We start from the raw sequence: 25,394 nt of genomic DNA, 5'->3' as shown, positions 1-25,394 counted from the left end.
TTATCTCTTGAGATATCTTGTTCCACAGCTCAAAATTGTAACAGAAGACCCTACCACTTCTTCAAATTTAATCTTGAGCCGGGCGCTAGCTCTCCAGGGAGAAGATAAATTATGAGTATTAGCCGCCGTCAATTTAATCGTATCGTAATCTGGGGTGGAGCTTCTTTTGCTGCTTCCGCAACATCCGGCATCTTTTTCCCCAAACCTGCCGAAGCTTATTCCCTAGAATTTCCGATTAGTGCTTTATCAGCCGATCGCGTTTTTAACGGTATTCAAAAATATTGTGGAGCACAGCCCATCCCCGGCGTTCTCTCACCAATCTTACAAGGCAATAGTAATGTTAGCAGTAAAATAGAATCAGCCGCCGCCAACCGGATTCGCACGGCAGATAAAGAATTTGTCGCTCGCAATTTTACTAGCAAAAGAACCGAATTAGCCGAGACAGGGAGCGGTTCTAATTCTGCATCAGATACCAGTCGGCTGTGGGGCCGACAAAGACAGGAGCAAGTCGGCCCGAATGTGGGCTTTGGCTTCGTGCAAAAGTGGGAAGATCAGTATAGCGATGCCAAAATTTCCGGGCCGACAATGTGCGCTATTCATAACGCTCAACAAGTTTTAGCCGATCAAAGATTAACACCTCCAGAAATCGCGGCTTCTGTATTGCCAACTCGATCGCGAATAGATGATACGAGCTCTTGGGGAGGCGATGCGGATGCGTCTGCTGGGAGAAATCCTGGTGCTGTTTTTGCTCAATACGGTACAGCAGCCGGTACAGTGACATCTCGCTATGATTTAGTTGAACCGGGGCCGAAAGGTTTTGGGCGTGTTGAGTATACTATTGAAGCGGAAAATCAGCCTCGGCGGGTGATTTTGGTGACGGTGAGGTTTTAGGGGAATAGTAATATTAATTATCGCGTTTGTTATCGAGTCCGACGGGGGTTCAAACCCCCGTCTCATAGCGAAAGTCCTTTGAAAAGGACTGAAATGCCGATCGACGGATCGTAATACAGATATTCGGTAGGGGCACAGGACTGCTGTGTCCTCTTTCCGTATTTATTTCGATAGTTTCCCTACGGCGGATACGGACACGGCAGTGCCGTTTCCCTACAAATATTCTGTGCAATTAATCGGATTTGATATTAGTCCTCTTGAGAGGACTTCAGCTTTGAGGCAGGGGTTTAAACCCCTGCCGGACTGTCGGACTATTGCGAAGGCAGGACTGGCGAAATATTTCTAATTTTGAGTACCGAAATAATGCAAAAGGTGTACTGTATCAAATCAATTTGACCTTTGCAATTGACCAATCAAATCTAATGCTTTTTGAGCATCTGCATTCATTCCTTGAGCCTTAAATAAACGAGCCGCTTGCTGCAAATCGGAGATCGCCCCTTTTTGATCTCCCATTCTTACCAACGTAATTCCTCGGTTAGCAAAAGCCTTAGCATAATTGGGATTGAGTTGAATTGCTTGAGTGTAATCAGCTAAGGCAGAGCGATCGTTATTGATGCGAAACAGCGCCAATCCTCTGTTAAAATAAGTGTTAGCGCGACCGGGATTAATTTGCAGCGCTTGATTGAAATCGTCGATCGCTCCTTTTTGATCGCCCAAGTCCGAAAGTGCTAATCCTCGGTTGTTGTAAGCCGCTGCAAAGTTTCTATCCAAGCGGATGACTTGAGTATAATCGGAGATCGCCCCCGGTTTATCTCCCAATGCCGACAAAACCAGCCCCCGATTGTAGTAAGCATCGACATAACTGGCATTTAGGGCGATCGCCTTGCTATAATCAGCGATACTCTTGGGCATTTGTCTCAAATCGGAATAAGCGAGGGCTCGATAGAAATAAGCTTCCGCGTAATCAGATTGAGTTTGAATTGCTTGGTTAAAATCGGCAACAGCCCCTGACAAATCTCCCTTATCAAACCGAGTTAAACCTCGAACATAATAAGTTTTAGCATCTTGCGGATTGTTCAGTTTCAGAGGTGCATTAGCGGTTGGAGAGGTATTAATTAAAAGTGCCGATCGATTTAATCCCGCCTCCGATAATTTAGCTATAAAAGTGTTAATAGGAATCGCTGAATTAAACCCTGTTTTAGTAATGGCTAAACCTGTGACAACTTTTTTGTCCGTATCTGTGACGCGATCTAGATCCTGATCGCCCCATCCATGAACCCCAACTACGCGCCCTTCTCCATCAAATACCGGCCCTCCACTCATTCCCCCTTTCGTAATAGCATTGTAGCGCAAAGTATAACCCCATGGATGATTCGAGAGACGGCTGGTAACAAAGCCAGGTGAAAATTCAAAATTGCGTTTAGCTCCGTACTTTTCTTCCAAGCTATTACCTGGATAGCCAAACACAAAAATTCCTGTACCAACTGCCGCTTGTTCGGAATCGCCTAAAGTTACAATAGGATAAGATTCTGCACTGTTAAATGTTACGACTGCTAAATCTGGAGCATTCTGGCTTTTCTGCAATAGTACACTTCGGGTTACTTGATACTCTTTTCCTGTAGAAGTGCGAATCTTATAGGTATCCTTAGTATTAGCAACAACGTGATTAGCGGTCAAAACCGTGTAAGTCGTGCCTTGTTTAGCAATAATAAATCCAGACCCGCCACCATGAAGTGTTGCATTGATTTGAACGGTGACAGATTCAGCTAGTTTGGCGATTTCTGGTGAAGATATAGCGCAAATCGGTGCTGGTGCAAAAACGACTATTGCTGCTACAGTTACTGTTCCTGCTAGGATGCTGGCGAAGGAATCAAACCGCGAATAACCCCTATTCATAGGTGCTTGCTGAAGAGTAAGATTTTTTATACTTAGGACTTACGCATCGGAGTCCAGAAACCGGGTTTTTTGCTGAGAAGATGCGTTATAACCCACAAATTCGGTAAAAAACCCGGTTTCTTTGGTCGAAATGCGTAAGTCCTAATACTCTGAGTAGTATAGATGAAAATGAAATATTTGAAAAGTATAAACGCTTTAGGTTTGTAGACGATCGCGATTTTTATGACAATTCGTACATTTCGTAATTTTGCCATATTTTACTTGTAGATGTTCTAAGTTAGGAAGCTCGAACTGCATCCCGAAACACTTTCATAGCTTCTTTTTCTTCGGACATTTGCAGGCATCTCCCCAGCAATTCTAGATCCAAATCCGGCAACAGCATACTCCGAGAAACCCGATCGTAACCCTCCGAGTTCAGTTGGTAAATCGAAAATACTCCGTCTTCCCAAAACCAAACTTCCGCTACGTTAAATCGGCGGTAGTATTCCAGTTTGTTGATAGTTCCGCTAGTGAAAATAACTTCGATCGCCAAATCGGGTGTTTCTCGCTGCCGTCTGTTTTCGCCAAAGTAGTAAGATAAATCTGGTTCCTTGCTGCTGCCTTTTGCTTCCCCTTGGAGTGTAGCGCTACCCGTCGGTCTAAAACTAATATCTTTTTCTACGAAAAATGTCATTAACATTCCTGCCAGCAGGCATTTAATGGTTTCATGTTCCGGCGAAAGTGTCATAATTTCCACATATCCGTCGAGGTAAGACAAGCGAACACTGCGAGTGTACTCTAGCAAGGAATCCAAAGCTTTGAACTGTTCCCAAGTCATTAATAGCGGCAAAATCAACCGCTGTTCTGGGAGTGCAGTTAATTTGGGGTGAGTCGCAAGGGTCATATATACTTTCCCAGAGTTGGAATTTCTACTTTTAGATTAGCATAAAAAATATCTAAAGGGATAACTATTTTAATATCAATTCTGCAAAGTACGGTTGCTTAGAGATAGATTTACCACGATATGTAGGGACACGGCACTGCCGTGTCTCCTACTCGGAAATAGCCCGATCGCCCGTCTAGTTCCCTACAGATAACTAAGCCAAAAACTGGAACTGAGAACCATTAATTGCCAAAGCAAACGGACTAGCCTGTTCAAATGCACCGACAAGTTCAAAGTTATCCGCATTTAAAACTACTCCCACTATCAGTCCGTCTCTTCGGTTGAGAATCACCATATCATTTACAATTCCGTCGTTTTCGTAAGCGATTAAATTGTCGTCCGTGAAGAGGAGGTCTAGTTCGGTTAAACCGTCAGTCAAACCGATGCGATCGCCCTCGTCAAACCTAAAATCTGTAATGACATCGGCTCCATTGACTCCAAATCCTTCGTTGCTTCTGAGCACAAATATGTCAGCACCGGAGCCTCCCGTGAGCACGTCAACTCCCCGATCGCCCACCAAGAAATCGTTGCCCTCATTGCCGTCTAAATCGTCGTCTCCTTGCCCTCCCCGCAGGAGATCGTTCCCCGGCCCTCCAAAGATAATGTCATTTCCGGCGTCGCCCCTAACTACGTCGTTGCCTTCATTTCCATCCAGGAGATCGTTATCTTTCCCGCCGTAAATTATGTCATTTCCGCCACCACCGCCGATCGCATCATTGCCATTATTTCCTAACAGCCGTTCATTGGAATCCGACGAACCTCCTATAGTATCGTTGCCGTCGAGTCCCCAAACTCCCCAGGGAAAAGACGACAAATTTCCATCCTCTACGTCAATCTCATCGGATGTAGCAAATCCCAAAAGACGTGGTCCACCGCCAGCAAATACAGGAAATCCAGTCACATCGCTGATGAGATTGTTAATCGTTAAAGCCATAAGTATGTCCTTTCCCCAATGCTGTTTGCTGTATTATATATGTTAATACTTGCGTTACCAAATAGCCAGTATATTTAAATTTTGGTCGCAAGTTTATTTGCTAAATTACTGACAAACAACCTGCTTGCCAATTGCCAATTACTAATTATCAATTACCAATTACCAATTACCAATTCCCAGGGCTGTGCCTCATTCAACCCAAACCTGCTATATATCTCGCCTCTGAGTCAAATAGCATTAGTTGCTGACACTATCCGCTACTATATACCGCTTATAATGGGTGTTACCCCCTAGGTAGTACACACGTTAATACTACCTATAACGTTGAGACTGAGAGGTTGTTTGTGAATAAAAGTAACAGTCCCTGGGCCCATCGTCCGAGAAAAAACCCAGTTTCCCATACCCACACACAAACTTTACAAACAGGATCTAAGTTCTTTACAAAGCCATAATCGCCGATCGCTGATATTTTTTGGCAAAATCCACTGCTTTCAGGTGTTTTACTCATGTCAACTCCTAAATCGTCTTCCCATCAAAACAACAACAACTCCGTAACATCACTGCCAGCGACAGATATCGTCCCAACAGATCAAGACAGTAACAATCTGCCCAGCGAACCAAGTATAGAACAGCTACTGGAAGCTTTGGCTGGCAAAGTACCCACTGAATCTCCTGAAATTGAACCCTTGAAAACGTGGAAACAAGATTTAAAGCGACTGTTTCAATTTCTAGGCGACCGCCGCGTTTTAATCGCAGTAATGGAACCGAGAACTTTTGCCCTGCGTTACGCTAACGCTGCATTTTGTCGCTTGGCCGGTTGGGAGGGCACCTCCTTGGCAACTCAATCTACCAACGGTGGGTTTGCAGAAACCGGCATCACTCTGCTGGAAATGTTCGAGGATTGGAACGGCAAAACAGCAGGACAATTGTACCGCCACCACCTTTTGCACTGGGTATTTAAGCAATATTATCAAATTGATATCGACGGTTTGCAGGTGCTAGACGAACCTGTCACCGCGAGTGTAAAAAACCCCAAACACCGACAACCCAGATTTATTGAATTTTGGCTCTGTTCGGAACAGTTGAAAATTAGTCGGATTGACTCAAAAATAGATGAATTTGCGGATGTTTCTTTAAGATTAATGCCTGTGGCGGAACGGGAAGCTTGGCTGATGCAGCCGAATCAACTGGAAAATTTAGCCGCTCGATTGCAGTTGGATAATTACCGCGTAGAAGGTTGGCTGCTGCTAGAAGGTTTTGATGTCACCGTGCAGGAGCAAATTCGGCGGCTGACTCAGTTATTGATCGATCAAGATTCGATGCTGCGGCCAGCAAAATTTGAGAGAATCGATCGGTGTTTGCGATCGCTCTTCAATGCTGACGGCACTTTGCTGCTGCGCCCCGACGACGAACAGGTACAGCTATTAGTTGCAAAAGACCGCCAACCTTTACAGCCGATTCTTTATTCAATGCACTCCCTAGAAGATTCTCACTTTTTGAAGGCCACAGCAGCAAATCAAGTTTGGAACGTGCCAGACTTGCGCCGGGAGTGCGAAACCGAGTGCGATCGAACTTTGCGGAAAATGGGGACTCGATCAATGCTCCTGGTGCCCCTAGTAGTCAAATCTATCACCCGCGAGGGGTGCGGGCAGCAGATTTTGGGTGTCGTGGGGCTGTTGTGCGATCGGCCCAACCACTTCAAGGGCATTGACGCTCAACACGCCCAAGAACTCATTCCCGCCTTCATTGCAGCCCTGCGGCAAGCCATCCAGGAGCGGTTTACCAAAATTCACAACATCCACCCCGCAGTCGAGTGGCGGTTCGCCCAAGAAGCAGAAAGGCGAAGTTGGGGACTGCCCGCAGAAACAATCGTATTTGCTGACGTTCATCCGCTGTACGGAATTTCGGACATTCGCGGTTCTAGCGACGAAAGAAACCGAGCCATTCAAACTGATTTGCTCGAACAATTCCGCTTAGCTTTAGCCATAGCTGATGCCGTTTGCGAAACACAAACTACCCACCTCGGCGAGCAACTCCGGCTCGACTTGCTCGACTACATCCAGCATTTAAAAGAAAAAGTAACAGTCGATATGGAGGTGCGAGCAGCCGAGTATTTAAACGAGCGTTTAGAAGTATATTTTGACTATTTTCTGCAGTGCGACTCCAGGGTTCAGGCAGCCGTTGAAGCTTACCGAGCAGCCTGTGAAAACGAACACAACTGCGTTTACAGCGATCGCACCCGCTACGACCAAATGCTGAACCTAATCAGCACCAAACTCCAAGAAACTTGGGCCCGCTGGCAAGAAAAAATGCAGCAAATTCTCCCCCACTACTGCGACATCGAATGCACCGACGGCATCGATCACATGATGTATGTAGGAAAATCGATCGACCCCAAATTCAGCCAGTTTCACCTGCACAGTTTGCGGTACGAACAACTGCGAGCAATTTGCGACTGCGGCCGCACAGTTTTTCGCCTGCAAGCCGAGTCTCAAATTAACATGGAACTCGCACATTTAGTTTTAGTGCAGAATACCACGATAGACATTTTTCACAACGAAAACACCGAAAAAATGTTTGACGTAAAAGGCACTCGCGACATCCGCTACGAACTCGTGAAAAAGCGGATCGAAAAAGCCGTTGATAAAGACTTACAAGAGCGAATTACCCAGCCAGGAATGTTAACGGTAGTTTATTCAGCGGAAGACGAATGGGAAGAGTACCAACAATACTTGCGCTACTTGTCTCGCGAAGGTTGGGTAGAGCCAAAAGTTCAGACTGGCTTGGTAGAATCACTGCAAGGAGTCAGCGGTTTAAAATTCGCTCGCGTGCGTATTTTGCCAGAGCCAGAATCAATTTCTACTATCTGTGAAGTTACGGTTGTTACTGATTGAGAACCCGTTCACTTGCCTGTTTTAGGCGGAGTGCGATCGCTGGCATCCCCTCCTGTTTTAGGCGGCGTGCGATCGCTCCCATCCTGCCCTTTTTAAGGGGGGTTAGGGGACTCAAGAGCATTCTGGACTCACATACAAGACCGATATTACATTTAAGATGTTTGTTGACACCAAGGAGCAATGTCACCTTTTCAGTTACCCTATGTTTTGATAAAATTTATTAACCACCCTTACCGAATCAGTCATTGCCAATTGTTTAATCTCAAATCTCAAATCTCAAATGGTATGACTTGTGCTTAACACACAGTTGGAAATTTGTCAATTCGTAAATATCTATCAAATAGTCCATAGTTCACTGTTTAAAGCAGGCAGTATGCAGTTACATTGTTAGCTAAATCATGTAATAACTGTATTTGATAGGAGTTTTTCGAGTGAACGCTGCCGAACAAGCCAGAAATATAGAAGTTGCCAGCAAAATTGCTGCTGTTGTTAATTTATTCAAGTCCGAATTCCCGGATACGAAAGTCGATTTGAAGCCTTGGATGAATGACGAGGATACCAGGGAACTTGTAGATCCAGATTCGATCGACATTGGCTTCCATTTCCCCGGTAGAAGCCGCTTGCTGCAAAGCCGCAGCATCCTGATTCAAATCCGATTTTACCAAGATCCGGTAGAAGGAAGCCGTCGGGCGATCGGGGTTGAGGTGGCCGGTTACGATCATACTGGTCAGCAGTGGCGCTTTTCCACCGTGGAAAATTGGAGTTTTTTCGGTCAAACCGAACCCGCTGCGGAGTCTGCCCAAAAGCTCAAAGACTTTTGCCGCGAGATATTCGGTTTGTTTAATAGTTAAGTTCGAGGGATTGTAGCAGGGATTTGGCGCCACATCCTAAGTAAATTGATATCAATTATCTTGCACCATTGGTAATAATCCCTTTAGAGGCGTTGCTCAGAGCAACGGCCCACAATAAAATTAAATTTTTGTGGAACAGGCATCCTGCCTGTTCTTGAGAAAGGTGCGAAGGAGTGAGTTATTTCACACTATCGCAATTGTCGATCGACCTACAGCCAACAGGATAAGCAGATTTGTAAGTCGTCGGACGCTTGCCAAACAAAGTATAGCGGTTATCGCGGACTTGTTCGTACACGCGATCGCCCATCCACTTCATCCCCGGCATTGCCCGGTAAGCAGCCACAAACACCTCACCTCCCGGCAATATTCGCCCGATTTCCTCCGCCGCATCGCTGCCCTGCCAGCGTCGTTCCGGGGTGTTGCCATCTATCAAAATCATCCCCATTTCGCAGTCGCCAGACGTAATCCCAAAGCGACTTAATTGTTCTAAATCTTGCATGGGAATATACTCAAACCGCTGGCCTTGGTCTAAGTTTTCTAGTAACTGTACCAAGGTAACGCAGAGATTGCAAGTGCCGTCGTAAATTACGTTATATTTCATTAGTTGACTGTTGACTGTTGACTGTTGACTGTTAGCTGTTAGCTGTTGACTGTTGACTGTTAACTAATGACAACTGACTACTGACTACTGCCAACTGCCAACTGCCAACTGCCAACTGACTAAAGACTAATGACTAATGACTACTGACTACTGACTACTGACTATTCGCCACAGGAATTTCGATCGCAAATTCCGTGCCTTGACCCGGTGCAGAATTGCACAAAAGCCGCCCGCCGTGCTTTTCCACCACAATTTGATAGCTGATAGACAGCCCCAAACCAGTACCTTTACCAGGTTCTTTCGTAGTAAAAAACGGATCGAACAGCCTTTCGTGAACATCTATCGGAATCCCCGGCCCGTTGTCAGCAATCCGAATCACAATATGAGAAGGATGCCGAATTGAATCATCAGAAACAGCAGAATCTGCTTGCATCAAAGCATCCTGTTCATATTTTACATCCGTACAAATCCGCAGCGTCGGCGAAGGACAATAAGGAATAGGCGCCAGTTCCCCGTCCGCCCACTGTCCAGTCTCCATTGCCTCTTCCAAAGCATCAATTGCATTGCTAATAATATTCATAAATACCTGATTCAACTGTCCTGCATAACACTGTACGCGGGGCAAATTTCCGAACTCTTTGAGCAGCGTAATTTTCGGATGTCCTGCCGTTTCTTTGAACCTGTGCTGCAAAATCAACAAAGTGCTTTCAATTCCTTCGTGAATATCCACCTGCTTTTGTTCGGCTTCGTCCAATCGCGAAAAATTCTTCAGCGACAGGACGATCTGGCGAATTCGCTCTGCTCCCATTTTCATTGAATTTAACAGCTTCGGCAAATCTATGAGCAGAAAATTTAAATCGATATTATCTATCTCTTTTTGAATTGCAGGTGTTGGGTGCGGGTATTCTTGCTGGTAAAGTTCCAGCATTTTTAGCAAGTCTTGAAAGTAATCGTCAGCGTGCATGACGTTACCGTAAATAAAGCTAACTGGATTGTTGATTTCGTGAGCAACGCCAGCGACTAATTGCCCCAAACTTACCATTTTTTCATTTTGAACCATCATGCTTTGAGTTTTCTGCACGTCCCGCAGGGCTTTTGCCAATTCTTGATTTTTAGTCCTCAATTGACTTTCCGAAAGCCGCACCGCTTCTTCTGCGTGTTTGCGCTTGGTAATATCTTTACGGATTGCTACATATTGATGGGGTTCTCCGCTGCTATTTAAGAAAGGTACAATCGTAGTATCCAACCAGAATAATGTGCCGTCTTTAGCTTGATTTTTCATTTCTCCCCGCCACACCTTTCCCTGGCGGATGGTTGACCAAAGCTGCTTGAAAAAATCTGCTGGGTGATAGCCAGAATTGACAATTCTGTGGGTTTTGCCGATCAGTTCTTCTCGGGAATATTTAAAGAGTTCGCAAAATTGATCGTTGACATAGGTAATGACTCCGAAGTCGTTGGTATTCGAGACAATCGCTGATTGATCCAAAGCAAATTTTTCAAATTCCAACTCTTGGAGAGTTTGGCGCAATTCTGCTTCTGCTTGTTTGCGATCGCTAATATCGGTAATCATCCGCAAAACCCCGGAAAAATTGCCCTCAGCGTCGAAGGTTGGCGTCGCCGATACGATCGCCCACAAGTGAGATCCGTCTTTGCGAGTAAACATAAAATCGTGGCGTTCGCGAATGCCTTGCCGCCTGCGCTGCACGTAACTTTCTGCTATTTCCCTAGATTCTGCGTCGATAAACTCAAATAGCGATCGCCCCAGCATTTCCTCCACAGTATACCCCAGCATTTCGGCCATCCGACAGTTAGCAAAAGTCGTGATGCTTTCGGCGTCAAACATCCAAACACCCTCCGAAGCCGTCTCGACAATGCAGCGGTAATAACTCTCGCTTTCCCTGACTGTTGCCTCTGCTTGCTTGCGATCGGTAATATCAGTTTGCACCGCAATAAAACCTTCGAGTTCCCCGGTTTCTTGATAAATTGGGGCGATCGAAAGCGCCACCCAATAACCCTTTCCATCCTTGTTGTAATTGTAAATTTCCTGATTGAACGGTACGCCCGTAGCCAAAGCCGATCGCAGTTGAGCAATAGTTAGCGGGTCTGTTTGAGGGCCTTGCAGTACATCACCCGGTTTTTTTCCCTGCATTTCTGCCAGCACGTAACCGCTAATCCGAGTAAATCCTTCATTCACCCATTCAATGCAGCCTTGAGCATCAGTAATAATCACACCCTTTTGCGTTTTTTGAGCCACAATGGCCAAGCGCGACAATTCTGTTTCTGTTTTTTTGCTTTCCGTAATATCTTCAGCAATACCCAGAATGTACTTAGGCGCGCCAAACTCGTCAAACAAAGGAACTTTTTTCTTGTGTACAATTCGCTTTCCCCGGCGCGGAAGTTGGATAGTTTCTTCTGGCAAATCGACGCATTTTCTCGTTGCCAACACTTCTAAATCTTGTGCTTGGAAGTAATTAGCCTGCTCTGTATCCAACAAATCAGCAGCATTGTTTAACATCACTTCATCCCTGGAATAGCCAAACAATTCTTCGCTAGCAGTATTCCAATAAATAAATTTTTGTTCCACAGCATCTTTAATAAAGACACTAATCGGCAGATTTTGCAGTACCGCATTCAGAAAATCTTGAGTGTTTCGCAGGTTTTCCTCAGTTCGCTTTCGCTCCGTAATATCCAAAATCACTCCGTCGAGATAAACAACCCGAGACAGAGAATTTGCGCTGGGCAAAATCGGCGAAATCGGCGAAACCCGTGCTGCCAAAAATCCTTCTATTTCCCCTTGTATCTCTTGTCGAACTCTACTCTCCTGGGCCTCACAGCCAACAGCTCGACCTTTTTCGTAAACCCAGCTAATTTCGCCGTCAGCCCGGACAATGCGGTATTCAAGGATGTAGGGAGTTCCTGTTGCTACACTTTTTTTGACAGCAGCATCCACATTTTTGCGGTCTTGAGGATGGATAATGCTGGCAAAAGAACGGACGCAATCGTTAATAAAATCAGAGGATGGATAGCCTGATATTTCTTGAACAGCCTCGCTCAAAAACGCCATTGTCCGTGTTAATGGGCCGTCGGGGCTTGTACAGTCGCAGGTACAGCGGTAGACAGCACCGGGAATATTAGCTACTAAATTTTTATATTTTTCTTCGCTGCTTAACAAAGATGAGCTGTCTTCGTTATTGCGATCGCCGTTCTTAAATTTAGAAGAATTCGAGGAAATTTGCATGATTTTTTCACTTGTGAGTGCGGGGGCAAGTGTTAGAGTAGATGACCGTATTAAAAGTGAATTTAATTTGCGAAATAATCCGTTATAAACTAATATAGTACAAAATTAGTTCTGTGAACATTCGGAAAATTTGAGGGTGGCTAATAGGTAGAGCTAATTAAGCCTAGAGAGGTAGAAAACAGTTCGGTAACGGATTTAACGGATTTAACGCATTTAACTCACGTCCAGAGTACCATTCTCAAGAACAGGCAAGATGCCTGTTCCACAACAAGTGCATTTTCTTGTGAAGAACACCATTCTCAAGAACAGGCAAGATGCCTGTTCCACAACAAGTGCATTTTCTTGTGGGGTGGGCATCCTGCCCGCCCATAAAAAGCTTAGGTCGAATGGTGCTCTGGGCGTGAGTTTAACGGATTCAACAGATGGATGTTGAGGTTCGAGGGAAAGAGGGAAGATTTTCCCATTTTCCCAGTCTCCCACTCCCCCACTCCCCCACTCCCCCACTCTCGTTACAATTAAGATAACTTGCCTTGCTACCGTGAGCCCCTCAAACAAAACACCATGACTCAACAACAACCCCGGATTTGCATTCTCGGCGGAGGCTTCGGCGGACTCTACACAGCCCTGCGCTTGAGTCAGTTACCCTTCTCCAAAACCGAAAAACCCGAAATTGTCCTAGTTGACCGCCGCGATCGATTTTTGTTCGTTCCCCTGCTGTACGAACTCCTGACAGGCGAACTCCAAACCTGGGAAATTGCCCCACCATTTGCCGAAATCTTGCAATGTACAGGTGTGCGCTTTTGTCAAGGTACTGTCTCCGGCATCGATGTGGATCAAAAGCGAGTGCAGTTGCACGACGGGCCAGAAATTCCGTGCGATCGCCTTGTTTTAGCTTTAGGCGGCGAAACCCCCCTAGATATGGTCAAAGGGGCCGTTGAATACGCTTACTCATTTCGCACCCTCGACGACGCCTACCGCTTAGAAGAAAGACTGCGGTTTTTAGAAGCCAGCAACACCGATAAAATCCGGGTGGCGATCGTCGGCGCCGGTTATTCGGGAGTAGAATTAGCTTGTAAATTAGCCGATCGACTCGGAGACAAAGGTCGCGTGCGGTTAGTCGAGCAAGGCGACATGATTCTGCGGACATCACCGGAGTTCAACCGCGAAGCCGCCAGCAAAGCTTTAGAAAAACGGAAAGTGTGGATCGACTTAGAAACAGCAGTAGAGGCGATCGAAGCGGACACAATATCCTTACTTTACAAAGGACAATTAGATGTTCTCCCCGTAGACATAGTATTGTGGACAGTAGGAACTCAAGTTAGTCAAGCAGTGCGATCGCTACCCCTCAAACAAAACCAGCGCGGTCAACTAATTACTACTCCCACATTGCAAATAGTCGATCGTCCAGACATATTTGCCCTCGGAGATATAGCCGAATGCCACGACGCGATCGGTCAAAAAATCCCCGCCACAGCCCAAACAGCCTTCCAGCAAGCTGATTATACCGCATGGAACATTTGGGCATCCCTCACTGGCCGGCCATTACTTCCTTTCCGGTATCAGCCACTAGGAGAAATGATGACATTAGGAATAGACAACGCCACCCTCGCCGGTTTAGGAATTAAACTCGACGGACAACTAGCGCATATTGCTCGTCGCTTAGCCTATCTCTATCGGATGCCAACATTTGACCATCAAGTGAAAGTTGGTTTTAATTGGATTAGCAAGCCGATTCAGGAGTTGCTGAAAAGTTAATAGTTTAGGACTTAGGGACTCCGACAAAGAAACCGGGTTTTTTACCCAAGATGCCGGCTGTAACAAAGTATTTTCGTAAAAAAACCCGGTTTCTGGACTCCCTGCGTAAGTCTTATAACAAATAACAAATAACAAATGACAAATGACAAATGACAAAAGTTATTTTTTTAGATGCCGCTGGTACACTATTTGACGTTCGCGGTAGCGTCGGCGAGGTATACGGAAAATTAGCCCGCAGTTGGGGAGTAACTGTTTCTAACGAAGAGTTAAATGCAGCATTTTCCCAAAGCTTCGCCTCAGCAAGCCCGATGGCATTTCCCGGGATAGAAACAGCAAAAATTCCCCAACTAGAATTTGAATGGTGGCAAGCTGTTGCCGCGAAAGCTTTTCAAATAGCAGGCGTTTTCAACCAATTTTCAGACTTTCCCAAATTCTTTGCCAAACTCTACGCTCATTTTGCCACCGCCGAACCTTGGTTCGTCTATCCCGACGTATTGCCAGCATTAAATAAGTGGCAGCAACAAGGAATTGAATTAGCAGTAGTATCGAATTTCGATTCCAGAATTTATGCAGTATTAAAAGCGCTAAATTTAGCAGAATATTTCACATCAGTGACAATTTCTACCGAAGTTGGTGCAGCAAAACCCGACTCTCAAATTTTTACCGCTGCTTTGCAAAAGCACAACGGTATTGCCGAGAATGTGTTGCATATCGGCGACAGCTTCAAAGCAGATTATTGCGGTGCTAAAGGCGCTGGATTAAAAGCAATTTGGTTGAACCGAGAACAGGAAAAAGTAGAATCAGGCAAATTGCCTTTAACTGAAAGGAAAATAGAACAGTGCAGCAGCCTTGATTATTTGGCATTTTAACTTTACAATTTTAAGTAACGTACACAATTTAATAAATCAATTATCTGTAGGGTGCGCGTTGCACACCTTATCGTTATCTGTAAGGTGCGCGCTGCACACCTTACCGTTATTAACTAACGTACAAGATTTAATACATCAATAGCTTTACTGCTAGAGGGAGACCGTAGTATATAATCATGAAAAAAACATCGCTGACAACTATATTAACAGACACAATCACCGTGTTTTGGGGAGAATGGTTAGATTTGCGAGTCCGAATCTTGCCAGTTGCCGCCGCTGGTTTAGTATCCCCAGTCATTTACATTCTCGCTTTTGGTTTTGGATTGGGAAGTTCCTTGCCTAAACCTGCAATTGGCAGCAATTATCTAGAATTTATGCTGCCGGGAATGGTAGCACTCTCATCGATGACAGTAAGTTTTACTGGCACAGTATTTTCGATTTGCGGCGAACGCCTTTTTACTAAAACATTTGAGGAATTGCTGTTGCTGCCAGTACACCCGCTCGCTTTGCACGCGGGCAAAATGCTAGCAGGAATATTGCGGGGAATGCTGACTTCAGTTTCTGTGATTTTAGTAGCAGTTTTGTTTACTCAAAAGCTCGTCTTTCTGAATCCACTATTTTTGTTAGTGATAATTCTCAACTCCGCTGTATTTGCGGGTCTGGGAGTGATAGTTGGGTTAACCGTAAAATCTCTGGAATCTGTGGGATTGTACAACAATTTTCTGATAACTCCCATGTCATTTTTAGGAGCGACATTTTTCGACCCAGCCTCGCTACCCGTAGCCCTGAAAGGAATAGTTTATCTGTTGCCGCTGACTTATGCCAGCATTGGATTGAGAGCTGCTGCTTACGATGTAGCAAAGTTTCCTTGGTACAGCATACCTGTTTTGTTAGTGGCTGCGATCGCCTTTTCTTTAATCGGTGCCCGTCAGTTTACTACCCAGCAAGACTGAAGAAAGCGATTAGTCATTGGTCATTGGTCATTAGTCATTGGTGATTAGTCCAAAACTTAAATAATAGCGGTAAGGTGTGCACGGCGCCATACGGTTCATTTAAGCGCTATGCAGTGCTTAAAACAATAAATACAGGAGGATTCATTATGATTCCAGTACCTCTGTGTTTAACTTGTTTCGACCGTAACTGAACCGTATTGTCCTATAAATATGAATTTTATGAGGTCAAGGTTATGATTTTTATGAATTGACTTTGAGAGCTACTTATGGAATAATGCTAATTATATATGAATGATTCCAGTTTTATGAAAAACACCCCCGATCGATCCCCGCCGTAGGGACTTAGGCTAAGCCGTGTCCCTACTTCATAAACCTGGAATACGCTGTATGAATGATTTAACCGCTCTTGGCGTTACACAGGGGCAGAGAAAGAGAAGACAGAGGTGATTTCTATATCTAATTTTTACTGGGAAAGAACATTATGGAAACTCGACTCACTCAAACTCAGTTAGCACAGGTAATCGCGGAAATCGACAAGTTATCGCAGCAGCGCGAGTTAGAATTGGCTCCAGATCAGGTAAGAGAAATTTTACGAGAGTTGAATCTGCCTGATGAACTTCTGGAAGATGCGATCGCCCAAATGCGTCGCCGTGAAGCCCTAGAACAACAGCAGCGACGGAATCGCTGGATTGCGATCGCCACGACAGCCGCTGTCATTTCTGCGATCGGTATAGGCACTCTGTTCGCGCAAAATCAGCAGCAGCAAACCGATCGAGTTGTGGGAGATCAAGACAGGATTGCCCTATCTAAAACGGGTGGTGAGGGCCTCACTCAAGTCAACCGTCAAATCAATCCTCGCATCTACTACCAGGTGAGGTTGAAAAATGCTCCGATCGACCGCCAGTTGTCTCTGCAATGCGACTGGACTAATCCCAGCGGTCAAATTGTTCATCAAAGTAAGTATAAAACTCGCACGATCGATAGGTCAGTTTGGAATACCAACTGCTTTTACGATCTCGGATCTGCTGCACCACCGGGAAACTGGGAAGTGCAGATGTCCCTGGATGGGCGCGCGATCGGCAGTGAACCTTTCACGGTGAAATAAATGGGTGCGATCGGCAAACCTTCACATTTCATCGGCTACTGGGGACAGACGGATCTCACAAAAACGCTCAGCCGTTTAGTGCCTGACTACTGCATCCGACAGGGCAAATTATCAGAGTGGGCGATCGCCTCTGAATCAGTCCTCGCGGGTGACACAGTGACGCTGAATGCTTGCGGGCGATTTGGGCCAACCGATTTACCGTCCGATGCTTGGGCGCAGGTGGAAGCGGGACAGCTACGGCTGGGGCGCGATCCGTTTGGGCGAGTGCCGCTTTACTGGATGCGATCGCAAGAAACGATTTGGTTTTCGACGCAGATGCAATTGCTGCTACCGCTGATTGATTCCCCTCAAGTGAGTCCGATCGCCCTACACAGTTACGCTTGCTTTTCCTATGTACCGACACCGTTAACTGCGATCGAGCAAATTGCATCCGTAGCAGCCGGAACCGAGATGATTTGGGAAATCCCTGATGCTAAGGCTGTGCCGAAAGTGCAATCGCTGCAATCAGCTTGGCAGGAAGCGCCCCAATTACTGCGGAGTGAAGACGAGGCGATCGCACAATTGCAAATGCTGTTGCAGCAGGCGATCGATCGACAAGTGGCAGATTTGCCGATCGACGAACCCGTCGGCGTTTTACTCTCCGGCGGCATTGATTCTTCACTGGTGACGGCGCTGCTAGTCAAAGCGGGCTTGCAGGTGCGCGCCTATGCCCTCGATTTTGGTGTCGAAAGCTATTCCGAACTGCCCTACGCCCAACAGGTGGCGGACTTTTTGCAGATTCCGCTGATCCGAGTGGCGGCGACGGGCGATGCAATCTTGCGCGCGATCGGGCCAACCGCCAAAGCCCTCGACATACCCTATGGAGACGGCACAACAGCCGCGCTGTTTTTGCTCAAACAGGCGGCGGCACAAGACGTGCGGGTGGTGTTTAACGGCGAGAATGGCGATCAGCTATTTGCCGGATGGACGAATAAACCCTTGATTGCCAACGGAGTTTACAGTGCAGAGCATCCCGCCGGAAAAGAAACCTTTGAACAGCAGTATTTGCGGACGTTTCAGCGATTTTATGGGTATGAAAAACGGATTTTTTCGCCGGAAATGCTCGATCGTATTCAAGCCCACGATTTGAGTGTTTACCTGCAAGACGCGATCGGTGTCGGTTGTTTGTCGAAGAGGTGTCCCTCTTTGCTGGCGAGACTGCGGCGCGCTTCGCTGATGCTCAAAGGCGCACAAAATATTCAGCCGAGGGCAACGGCGTTGGGGTTTGCTTGCGGGCTGTGGGTGCGATCGCCCTTCTGTGACCCCGACCTCACGGACTGGACGTTTCAACTGCCTGGAGAGCTGCTGCTGCAAGGTGCGTGCGAAAAATACATCCTCAAAAAAGCCGCCGAACGCTGGCTGCCGCCGGAAATTGTCTGGCGGGAAAAGCGCGGGATGGGTGTGCCTTTGAAGGTTTGGTATTACCGGGAGTTTTGGGGTGCGATCGGCGATCGGCTGAATCCGAATGTGTTGCGATCGGAAAATTGCTGGCAGCCCCATTTGGCCGACGCGATGTTATCTGGACAACTCGGAGTTGCCATGCGCGATCGCTATATTGGCAATAATCTCTGGTTGCTGCTGATGTGGCAGGCGTGGCGAACTGAGGTTTTAGGCGAAATTCCGGTTAAGCGATCGCTGGATCATGTTTTTTGGTTGCCGCCGGAGATTGGACAGCGCATTTGGAAATATCGAAGGAGGTTGGAATGATATCATCTCAAATCCGCGCTTCATCGGAATTCTTCATATCTCTCTTTTTTTCATCTGCGTGAATCTGCGTTTATCCACGATCATCTGCGGTTGCGAAATTCTCTTTTTTTAACCGCAGATAGAGGCAGATAAACACAGATTAACGCAGATGAATTAGATTGATTACTAACGGATTTAATATGACTGAATCTCTGCTAAAAAATGAAACCAAAATACATTCGCCCCCGTTCTCCGAAGCATTGGCCCAGCGACTGCTGTTAACCTATGGTTCGCCCTTATATGTGTATCAGGCCGATCGCCTGCGTCAAACCATTGAGCATATTACGCGATCGATCGACTATCCGCACGTTCAGTTTCATTTTGCCACCGTCACCAACGGCAATATTGCTCTGTTGCAACTGATCCAGCAGGCTGGTTGGGGGCTACACGCGAATACGCCAGGGGATGTGTTTTTGGGACTGAAAGCGGGTTTTACGTGCGATCGGATCGTCTACACCGGCAGTAACCTCAGCCGGGCCGATATTCAGCAACTGATCGAGTGGAAGATCGATCGCTTCAACTTTGATAGCCTCTGGCAACTCCAGGATTTTTGCGAATATTCACGCAGTCAACCGAGATCCATCCGTCCCGAAATCGGACTGCGACTCAACTCACCGGAATTGACGGGAGACAGCCGGATTGGGCTGAGTCCCGCCGAATTCGAGAAAGCCAACGAAATCGCGCAGCAGCACGGGTTCAGGATTACCGGACTGCATTTTTATCGGGGGACGGGAACTAACGCCACGGGTGCTTTTACGCAGGCGATCGATCGCCTAATTGCGATCGCCCAAAAGCTTCCCGATTGGCGAACCCTTGATTTTGGCGGTGGCTTTGGCTATCCCTATCGAGGCGGTGCGGTGTTTGACTGGCGGGAGTTTGGTGCAGCGATTACTCAACGACTGAGTGCTCTGTCTCGCCCGATCGAGTTGGTGATTGAACCGGGACGATCGGCGATCGCAGGTTGCGGCGTAATGCTTGCGAAGGTTGTGTCTGTGAAGTGGCTGGGCAATCGGCAAATTGTCGGTGTCGATACGACTGTATCAAATCTATCAGTGCCTGCGGTGCACGGTGGCTATCGGGCGATCGCGACTTGGGAAACCGACGATGTATCGCGACATCAAACGGATATTTGCGGCAACACGACTTATTCGCGGGATTATTTGGGGCGCAATTGTTGGCTACCGAAACTCAAAATTGGAGATGCGATCGCGATTTTGGATAGCGGGGCTTACGGCTATGCCATGTCGTCGCATTTTCTGCACCGCCCCCGCCCTGCTGAGGTGTTGATTGATGCTAAGGGCGATCGATTAATTCGACAGCGAGAAGACTATTCCATTTTGTTAAACGGGCAAATCTTTTAAACCGAACTATTCATCTCTCTCTTCTCTTCCTCTGTGCCCTCTGCGGCCTCTGCGGTAAAATCATTCCGAAACAACCGCCAACGATATAAATCCATTAAATTAATCAGGAGTAACCGAAATGCGAATGAAATGCGTCCAGTGTGCAACCAGCAACAGTTTAAGCGATCGCATCAAGAACTCAGGTCGCTGTAAACTGTGCAATCATCCGTTTGTATTTGAACCAACCACTGTCACTGATAAAAAGCTGCAATTCACCGATCCATTTTTCCAGAAGGCGATCGCAGATATTTCCAGTCAGAATATGCTATTTTTCACACCCAAACACTTTTTGTATTTCATTGACAAGCGGCTTAAATCTCGCACCTCAGCAAACCTATGGCAGTGGATTGTTGAATACTTTATTCAAAGCTTCTTTGTAGTAGCGTTCGGCGGTGGCTTCCTTTCCTCTGTGATTTCAGATATTCCTAGCGCATTTTTGATTGTTTGGACAGTTTACAATTGTTTTTGTATCGGAAGATTTTTTTTAAATAGCAAATCTACTGGGCAAAGTATTCGCGGAAAAAGAATTAATGCTACAAATCTACAAAGTTTAGCAATAATTATTTTAGTAACAGGTATTTCAGGAAGCTTGATACTTAATTATTTTCCAGGATACATCATAGCCTCTGCACTAGGTCTATTTTCGTACTGGCTCGGCACCTCACAAAAAAATCGTCAACAGATAACTGGTGAACTATTTCTCGTCAATGCAGCGCAGAGTGATGGGTGGCTACAACGCTGGCAAACTGCGAACGGAACGGTACAAAAACTGCTGCCTGCTCCCCGTCAAGACGCTTTACCCGCCAGCATCGATCCCGAAGTTAGCGCCTACAGTTTCGATCGCGCAATCATCTGTGACAGTGACGAAATAGCTCAATTCCTGATTGCCAACAACATCCATTTTGAAAACAACTGCGCCATTATTAGCATCAGCGGCTATCCCCAAAGCATCTTCCACACCGTCATCGAAATGCTGCGGCGCAATGCCGATTTAAAAGTTTATGCGCTGCACAATGCGAGTCCTGCTGGAGTCAGTTTAGTACATCAATTGCGAACTAATCCAGACTGGTTTGCCAATCAAGCGGTGACGATTTTTGATTTAGGTACTTCTCCCCGTCAAATCTTGGAAACTCGCGATCTATTTATACAAAAATCTGAAGCAATGGCACAAATCGCCCGTCAATTGCCCATCACTGTGAGGCAAGGTTTAACAGCAGAAGAACTAGCGTGGCTGGATGCAGGCAATTTTGTGGAATTGGAATCTTTTACGCCGCAGCGGTTGTTGCGCGTGGTGAACTATGGACTTGCTCAGAGTGGAGATCCGCAGGGCAATGAGGGCTTAATATTAGTGGATGATGCTGTCGGGTATGGCGGCGGCTATGTGTTTGTCTCCGATAGTTTTGGTTAGGGCGTGTTTTCAAACTTCTAGGACTTAGGCAGAAACCGGGTTTTTTACGAAAATATTGCATTTGAACCTTTAAAATTGGTAAAAAACCCGGTTTCTTGGGTATTTATAAAAAATACCCTGAAAACCCCGTGACTTCAGTCCGGGGATGAAAGGGCGTTGCAGGATTTATCCTGCCTATTCTCTTTGTGCTTCAATGTAACGCTTAACGGTTTCCGTGCAAATATTCCCCGCAGTCGAAACAAAATAACTAGGTGTCCACAAAGTAGGTAGCTTAAGAAGTTCGGGAAACTCCTTTCTTAAATGATGAGATGCTCGTCCCTTGATCTTCCTAATGATTGTAGCTGGGTCATCTACTGGCTTAACATTAATTAGCAAATGAACATGATCCGACATGATTTCTATTGCAATAATACGCCATCGATTTTCATTGCAGACATCGCAGATAATTTCTTGTAGCCGCTCAGCAATTGAACCGATCAATACTTTTTTGCGTCTTTTTGGGATAAAAACAAAATGATAGTTCAGTAAAGAGACGGCATTACCCTCATGTCTGTACTCATCAGGAGAAAATTTAGCCATATTCCTTGACTTGTGTTTACAGACACTATATAGTAGACACAAGCTAAATACAAGAGGTAAACTGCAATTGTTGACCAACTATGTTTATAAACTGCGTCCCAATCAAACGCAGACCTCAAAAATGTCAGCTTGGGTAGATCTGCTCAGAAGCCAGTACAATTGGTGCTTAAACGACAGAATTGTTCAATACAACCAACAATTTATCCAGGGAGATTATTGCGACATTAAAGCTCGTGGTGAAGCTTCACCACTAACTTGCTTTGTTAGCAAGAGTGGTGCGACTGGGAATCCGTGGAAAGATTCTAAGTCTGACAAGGAGGGCAACACTAAAAATCCCCGTCGAAGTGCGACGGACATTCAAATCACCGCGTTGCCCGAATTGAAAGCAGCTAGACCCTGGTTTGCGGGAATAGATTCAACCGTTCTACAACAGAATATTAAACGGTTAGATACTGCTTATAAGAACTTCTTCGACGGGCGTGGCTTTCCTAAATTCAAAAACCGCAGCAACTTTACTTCTTTTACTTTCGCGATGGGAGTAAAGATACAGGGTAGTAGAATTTACCTACCAAAGTTAGGTTGGATGCGGTTTCACAATTCACGCCCAATCCCCAACGGCTTTACCATCAAAGCTTGTGCAGTAAGGAAGCGACAGAATGGTTGGTATGTTTCGGTTCGCATTGAGGACAAATCTGTCCCCGATTACCTGACGAAATCTCTTAAAGATGTCGTCAAAGTAATTGGTTGCGATCTGGGAATTACAAAATTAGTTCATCTATCCGATGGAACTCAAATCGAAAATCCCAAGTTTTCAACCAGTAAAAAAGCTAAGCGTACCCTAAAAATTAGGCAGAGACGGGTTAGTCGAAAAGCGAAAGGTAGTAAAAATCGGAGAAAGGCTGCCAAAAAGCTAGGACTTTTCCACCAAAAGATTGGCGATAAGCGCCAAGCTTATCAGTGGAAAGTTGCTAATAAAATAGTTGCTCGTAACATTGATGCGATTGCTTTGGAAGACTTGAACATTTCCGGCATGATGCGCCGATGTCGGGTGAAGGTTGATGAAAAAACAGGTAGATTTCTTAAAAACGGGCAATCCAGAAAGAAAGGTCTAAATCGTTCTATTTCTGATGCTGGTTGGGGCGAATTAATTTTGAAGATCGAGTATCTGGCTGCAAAGCAAGGAAAGGTTGTCATCAAAGTTAATCCCAAATACTCCAGTCAAAAATGCAGGAATTGTGGGCATATCGATCAATCCAACAGAGATGGTGAAAAATTCATCTGTGTTGAATGTGGATATCACGAACACGCAGATATTGGCGCAGCAAAAACCATCAGAGATCGAGCTTTGGAAATAGTACGTGGAGACTCCGCGAAACTTGGTGCTTGTCACCTAAACGCCCAAAAAATATCACCACGCTCGAAGAGCAAACGTGGTGAGTTTGGGAACCTTGGCAACAAGGATATTAAGGCCGAAATGTCTTAAGAATCCCCTCGGCTTCAGCCAGGGGAGTGTCAAGGTAATATCCATTACAGTTGCATCGGAATGATTTAACCGCAGAGAACGCAGAGAACACAGAGGAAGAGAAGAGAGAGATGAATAGTTTCGATGAAGGGTGGATTTGATATTAGTTAACGGCGATTCACCTGCAACCAGATTTCCAGCGTCACCAACAGCCACAGCTTCAGCCCGTAGCGCGGAAAAACTTCGCCACGATAGTTTAGCCACTCATCAATCAATGCCCGATCGAGGTAAGGTGCGATCGCAGCACGACGATTCAACAACAACGATCGCGCTTGCCGCTGCCAATCCCTCAAAAACCACTGCTGCATCGACATCACCATCCCGCTTTTCGGACGATTGACAATGACATCGGGCAGCAAATCCGCCACAGCAGCCTTGAGTACGGCCTTTTCCTGCGCGCCCGAAAGCTTGTATTCTGGCGGAATTTGCAAACTCAGCGCCACCATTCGCGCATCGAATAGGGGCGATCGAGCTTTTAGTCCCGCAGCAGCCGTGAGATTATTCACCTTGGTCAAAATATAATCGGCTCCCTTGTACTCGATGTTGAGCCGCATCAACCGATTCAAAAACCCGGTTTCTGTCTGTTGCAATTCCTCAGCAAACACCGAAGGCGCATTTTTAACCTGATTCCAAACATCCGGCTTCAGCAAGCGCGGTAAATCGACATAGCATTTTTGAAACGAAGTCAAGTAAGCTGCGATCGGATCGGCTTTACCCTGAATCGAACCGTACAAACTGTTGAGTAACATCGGCTTATTTTTCGGCCCGCCAAAACACGGATCGCCACCTTCGCCATTTAATACCACGTCTGCGAATTGTTTTGCCGATCGCCCCAGCAGCAAATTGGGAACCGTCAAACCTTCCCCCACCGGATCGTCCATCGCCGCCAGGGTTTCCGGTAGCAACTCCCAAATTTGCTGGGGCGAAACTTCTAAAATATGGTGCACAGTGCCGCAATGTGTCGCGACGAGGTTGGCAAATTCAATCTCGCTGGGATACTCGGCGCCAAAGTGCATCGAAAAAGTGTGCACCGGGCGATCGTGCAACCTTGTGGCGATCGCAGTCACGCAACTGGAATCAATACCGCCCGAAAGGTATGCTGCGACTGGTTCCCCCGCTGGTAGCGCTGACTCCACCAGTTGTTCCAAGAGCGATCGCACTTGTTGACCGTGCCATTCCAAAGGGCGATCGGCGTTAGCAATTTGCTCCTGCGGCTGCCAGTATCTGTGCGCCTCAACATCAGGTAAGTACAGGTAGCTACCAGGCCGCAACTCTCGCACCGCCTGCCACAGCGTTTGCGCTCCGGGTACAAAGGCACAGCACAAATAGTCGCGCAAAGCAACCAAATCGAGTTCTCGATCGTGATACGGATTGAGCGATCGCAGTCGAGGCGCAATCCAGCGAGTGCTTCCCTCACGGGTGTAATAGAGCGTTTTGGCTCCGACGCGATCGCGCCCCAGACACAACGTTTGCTGCTCTCGATCCCACACAGCAAGGGCAAACTGTCCTTCCAGCAAGCTGAGAGTTTCAGTACCGGACTCCTCCCACAGCCGCGCGACGATCGCCAGATCGCTCAATCCATCTGTGTCAGTCTGTTGTTTGAGCCTTGGGATGCGATCGAAGCTGCAGTCGCCCACCAGCACAAATCGCTGATTGGGGCTGAAGGTGGGTTCAGTTCCGATCGCGACAAAACCGGAGGTTTCCCAAGTTGAAGGCTGCGATCGGGCTTCTGGGCCCCAACCAATGACCCAATTCGGGTTAATCGACTTCTGAGTCTGCATCGATTTACTT

Annotated in this window: 18 protein-coding genes; 11 read left to right on the top strand and 7 right to left on the bottom strand. The window is 46.4% G+C overall.

The features are described from left to right. Positions 1-111 precede the first annotated feature (111 nt). Positions 112-891: a Tat pathway signal protein gene (locus ACUVJL_RS21950; RefSeq protein WP_445247769.1), complete on the top strand. Its 780-nt coding sequence runs from the start codon at positions 112-114 to the stop codon at positions 889-891. Positions 892-1,278: 387 nt separating this feature from the next. Here ACUVJL_RS21950 and ACUVJL_RS21945 read toward each other — a convergent pair whose 3' ends face one another. The 3 genes from ACUVJL_RS21945 to ACUVJL_RS21935 form a co-directional block, all read right to left on the bottom strand. Further along, the gene (locus ACUVJL_RS21945; RefSeq protein ID WP_445247768.1) at positions 1,279-2,787 is read right to left on the bottom strand and encodes a tetratricopeptide repeat protein; all 1,509 of its coding nucleotides are present in this window, start codon (positions 2,785-2,787) and stop codon (positions 1,279-1,281) included. Between the two features lie 277 nt (positions 2,788-3,064). Beyond that, a complete protein-coding gene (locus ACUVJL_RS21940) occupies positions 3,065-3,670 on the bottom strand; it encodes a Uma2 family endonuclease (protein WP_445247767.1) in 606 nt (201 codons plus the stop codon). 193 nt (positions 3,671-3,863) lie between these two features. Continuing rightward, the gene (locus tag ACUVJL_RS21935) at positions 3,864-4,643 is read right to left on the bottom strand and encodes a calcium-binding protein (RefSeq protein WP_445247766.1); all 780 of its coding nucleotides are present in this window, start codon (positions 4,641-4,643) and stop codon (positions 3,864-3,866) included. Between the two features lie 506 nt (positions 4,644-5,149). Here ACUVJL_RS21935 and ACUVJL_RS21930 point away from each other — a divergent pair. Both ACUVJL_RS21930 and ACUVJL_RS21925 read left to right on the top strand, forming a co-directional pair. Beyond that, a complete protein-coding gene (locus ACUVJL_RS21930; protein WP_445247765.1) occupies positions 5,150-7,537 on the top strand; it encodes a GAF domain-containing protein in 2,388 nt (795 codons plus the stop codon). Between the two features lie 431 nt (positions 7,538-7,968). Continuing rightward, a complete protein-coding gene (locus ACUVJL_RS21925) occupies positions 7,969-8,388 on the top strand; it encodes a hypothetical protein (RefSeq protein WP_445247764.1) in 420 nt (139 codons plus the stop codon). A gap of 178 nt (positions 8,389-8,566) precedes the next feature. Here the strand turns inward: ACUVJL_RS21925 and ACUVJL_RS21920 are convergent, their stop codons facing one another. Both ACUVJL_RS21920 and ACUVJL_RS21915 read right to left on the bottom strand, forming a co-directional pair. Beyond that, complete coding sequence (locus ACUVJL_RS21920) at positions 8,567-8,989, bottom strand: thiol-disulfide oxidoreductase DCC family protein (RefSeq protein ID WP_445247763.1); 423 nt, start codon at positions 8,987-8,989, stop codon at positions 8,567-8,569. Between the two features lie 154 nt (positions 8,990-9,143). Continuing rightward, positions 9,144-12,227, bottom strand: a complete 3,084-nt coding sequence (locus ACUVJL_RS21915; RefSeq protein ID WP_445247762.1) for a PAS domain-containing sensor histidine kinase — start codon at positions 12,225-12,227, stop codon at positions 9,144-9,146. Positions 12,228-12,788: 561 nt separating this feature from the next. On the opposite strand from ACUVJL_RS21915, the gene ACUVJL_RS21910 reads away from it, so the two are divergent. The 7 genes from ACUVJL_RS21910 (at position 12,789) to ACUVJL_RS21880 (ending at position 21,502) form a co-directional block, all read left to right on the top strand. Then, positions 12,789-13,982: an NAD(P)/FAD-dependent oxidoreductase gene (locus ACUVJL_RS21910; RefSeq protein WP_445247761.1), complete on the top strand. Its 1,194-nt coding sequence runs from the start codon at positions 12,789-12,791 to the stop codon at positions 13,980-13,982. Between the two features lie 149 nt (positions 13,983-14,131). Then, positions 14,132-14,851 carry an HAD-IA family hydrolase gene (locus ACUVJL_RS21905; protein WP_445247760.1) on the top strand — a complete coding sequence of 240 codons (720 nt, stop codon included), beginning with the start codon at positions 14,132-14,134 and terminating at the stop codon, positions 14,849-14,851. A gap of 176 nt (positions 14,852-15,027) precedes the next feature. Next, positions 15,028-15,804, top strand: coding sequence for an ABC transporter permease (locus ACUVJL_RS21900; protein WP_445247759.1), 777 nt, complete (start codon positions 15,028-15,030; stop codon positions 15,802-15,804). Positions 15,805-16,285: 481 nt separating this feature from the next. Next, complete coding sequence (locus ACUVJL_RS21895; protein ID WP_445247758.1) at positions 16,286-16,909, top strand: DUF3859 domain-containing protein; 624 nt, start codon at positions 16,286-16,288, stop codon at positions 16,907-16,909. After that, positions 16,910-18,655 carry an asparagine synthetase B family protein gene (locus ACUVJL_RS21890; RefSeq protein ID WP_445247757.1) on the top strand — a complete coding sequence of 582 codons (1,746 nt, stop codon included), beginning with the start codon at positions 16,910-16,912 and terminating at the stop codon, positions 18,653-18,655. It begins immediately after the preceding gene. A gap of 179 nt (positions 18,656-18,834) precedes the next feature. Continuing rightward, positions 18,835-20,055, top strand: a complete 1,221-nt coding sequence (locus ACUVJL_RS21885) for a diaminopimelate decarboxylase family protein (protein ID WP_445247756.1) — start codon at positions 18,835-18,837, stop codon at positions 20,053-20,055. A gap of 124 nt (positions 20,056-20,179) precedes the next feature. After that, on the top strand, positions 20,180-21,502 hold the full coding sequence (locus tag ACUVJL_RS21880; RefSeq protein WP_445247755.1) for a hypothetical protein: 1,323 nt from the start codon (positions 20,180-20,182) through the stop codon (positions 21,500-21,502). Positions 21,503-21,676: 174 nt separating this feature from the next. Here the strand turns inward: ACUVJL_RS21880 and tnpA are convergent, their stop codons facing one another. After that, on the bottom strand, positions 21,677-22,081 hold the full coding sequence (gene tnpA / locus ACUVJL_RS21875) for an IS200/IS605 family transposase (protein ID WP_445247754.1): 405 nt from the start codon (positions 22,079-22,081) through the stop codon (positions 21,677-21,679). A 10-nt stretch (positions 22,082-22,091) separates the two neighbouring features. Here tnpA and ACUVJL_RS21870 point away from each other — a divergent pair, with 10 nt between their 5' ends. Next, positions 22,092-23,564, top strand: a complete 1,473-nt coding sequence (locus ACUVJL_RS21870) for an RNA-guided endonuclease InsQ/TnpB family protein (protein ID WP_445247753.1) — start codon at positions 22,092-22,094, stop codon at positions 23,562-23,564. 146 nt (positions 23,565-23,710) lie between these two features. Here ACUVJL_RS21870 and ACUVJL_RS21865 read toward each other — a convergent pair whose 3' ends face one another. Further along, the gene (locus ACUVJL_RS21865) at positions 23,711-25,384 is read right to left on the bottom strand and encodes an asparagine synthetase B family protein (RefSeq protein ID WP_445247752.1); all 1,674 of its coding nucleotides are present in this window, start codon (positions 25,382-25,384) and stop codon (positions 23,711-23,713) included. Positions 25,385-25,394: the final 10 nt, after the last annotated feature.

The sequence above is a fragment of the Microcoleus sp. OTE_8_concoct_300 genome (assembly GCF_031383065.1).
GTDB lineage: Bacteria > Cyanobacteriota > Cyanobacteriia > Cyanobacteriales > Microcoleaceae > Microcoleus.
Note: the sequence above shows the minus strand (reverse complement) of the source record. Positions and strands in the feature narration are given on the sequence as shown.

Coding starts and splice junctions, on each gene's coding strand:
- ACUVJL_RS21865 (WP_445247752.1), bottom strand. CDS start 25,384: ATGCAGACTCAGAAGTCGATTAACCCGAATTGGGTCATTGGTTGGGGC.
- ACUVJL_RS21940 (WP_445247767.1), bottom strand. CDS start 3,670: ATGACCCTTGCGACTCACCCCAAATTAACTGCACTCCCAGAACAGCGG.
- tnpA (WP_445247754.1), bottom strand. CDS start 22,081: ATGGCTAAATTTTCTCCTGATGAGTACAGACATGAGGGTAATGCCGTC.
- ACUVJL_RS21885 (WP_445247756.1), top strand. CDS start 18,835: ATGACTGAATCTCTGCTAAAAAATGAAACCAAAATACATTCGCCCCCG.
- ACUVJL_RS21920 (WP_445247763.1), bottom strand. CDS start 8,989: ATGAAATATAACGTAATTTACGACGGCACTTGCAATCTCTGCGTTACC.
- ACUVJL_RS21905 (WP_445247760.1), top strand. CDS start 14,132: ATGACAAAAGTTATTTTTTTAGATGCCGCTGGTACACTATTTGACGTT.
- ACUVJL_RS21910 (WP_445247761.1), top strand. CDS start 12,789: ATGACTCAACAACAACCCCGGATTTGCATTCTCGGCGGAGGCTTCGGC.
- ACUVJL_RS21945 (WP_445247768.1), bottom strand. CDS start 2,787: ATGAATAGGGGTTATTCGCGGTTTGATTCCTTCGCCAGCATCCTAGCA.
- ACUVJL_RS21900 (WP_445247759.1), top strand. CDS start 15,028: ATGAAAAAAACATCGCTGACAACTATATTAACAGACACAATCACCGTG.
- ACUVJL_RS21950 (WP_445247769.1), top strand. CDS start 112: ATGAGTATTAGCCGCCGTCAATTTAATCGTATCGTAATCTGGGGTGGA.
- ACUVJL_RS21915 (WP_445247762.1), bottom strand. CDS start 12,227: ATGCAAATTTCCTCGAATTCTTCTAAATTTAAGAACGGCGATCGCAAT.
- ACUVJL_RS21895 (WP_445247758.1), top strand. CDS start 16,286: ATGGAAACTCGACTCACTCAAACTCAGTTAGCACAGGTAATCGCGGAA.
- ACUVJL_RS21935 (WP_445247766.1), bottom strand. CDS start 4,643: ATGGCTTTAACGATTAACAATCTCATCAGCGATGTGACTGGATTTCCT.
- ACUVJL_RS21880 (WP_445247755.1), top strand. CDS start 20,180: ATGAAATGCGTCCAGTGTGCAACCAGCAACAGTTTAAGCGATCGCATC.
- ACUVJL_RS21930 (WP_445247765.1), top strand. CDS start 5,150: ATGTCAACTCCTAAATCGTCTTCCCATCAAAACAACAACAACTCCGTA.
- ACUVJL_RS21890 (WP_445247757.1), top strand. CDS start 16,910: ATGGGTGCGATCGGCAAACCTTCACATTTCATCGGCTACTGGGGACAG.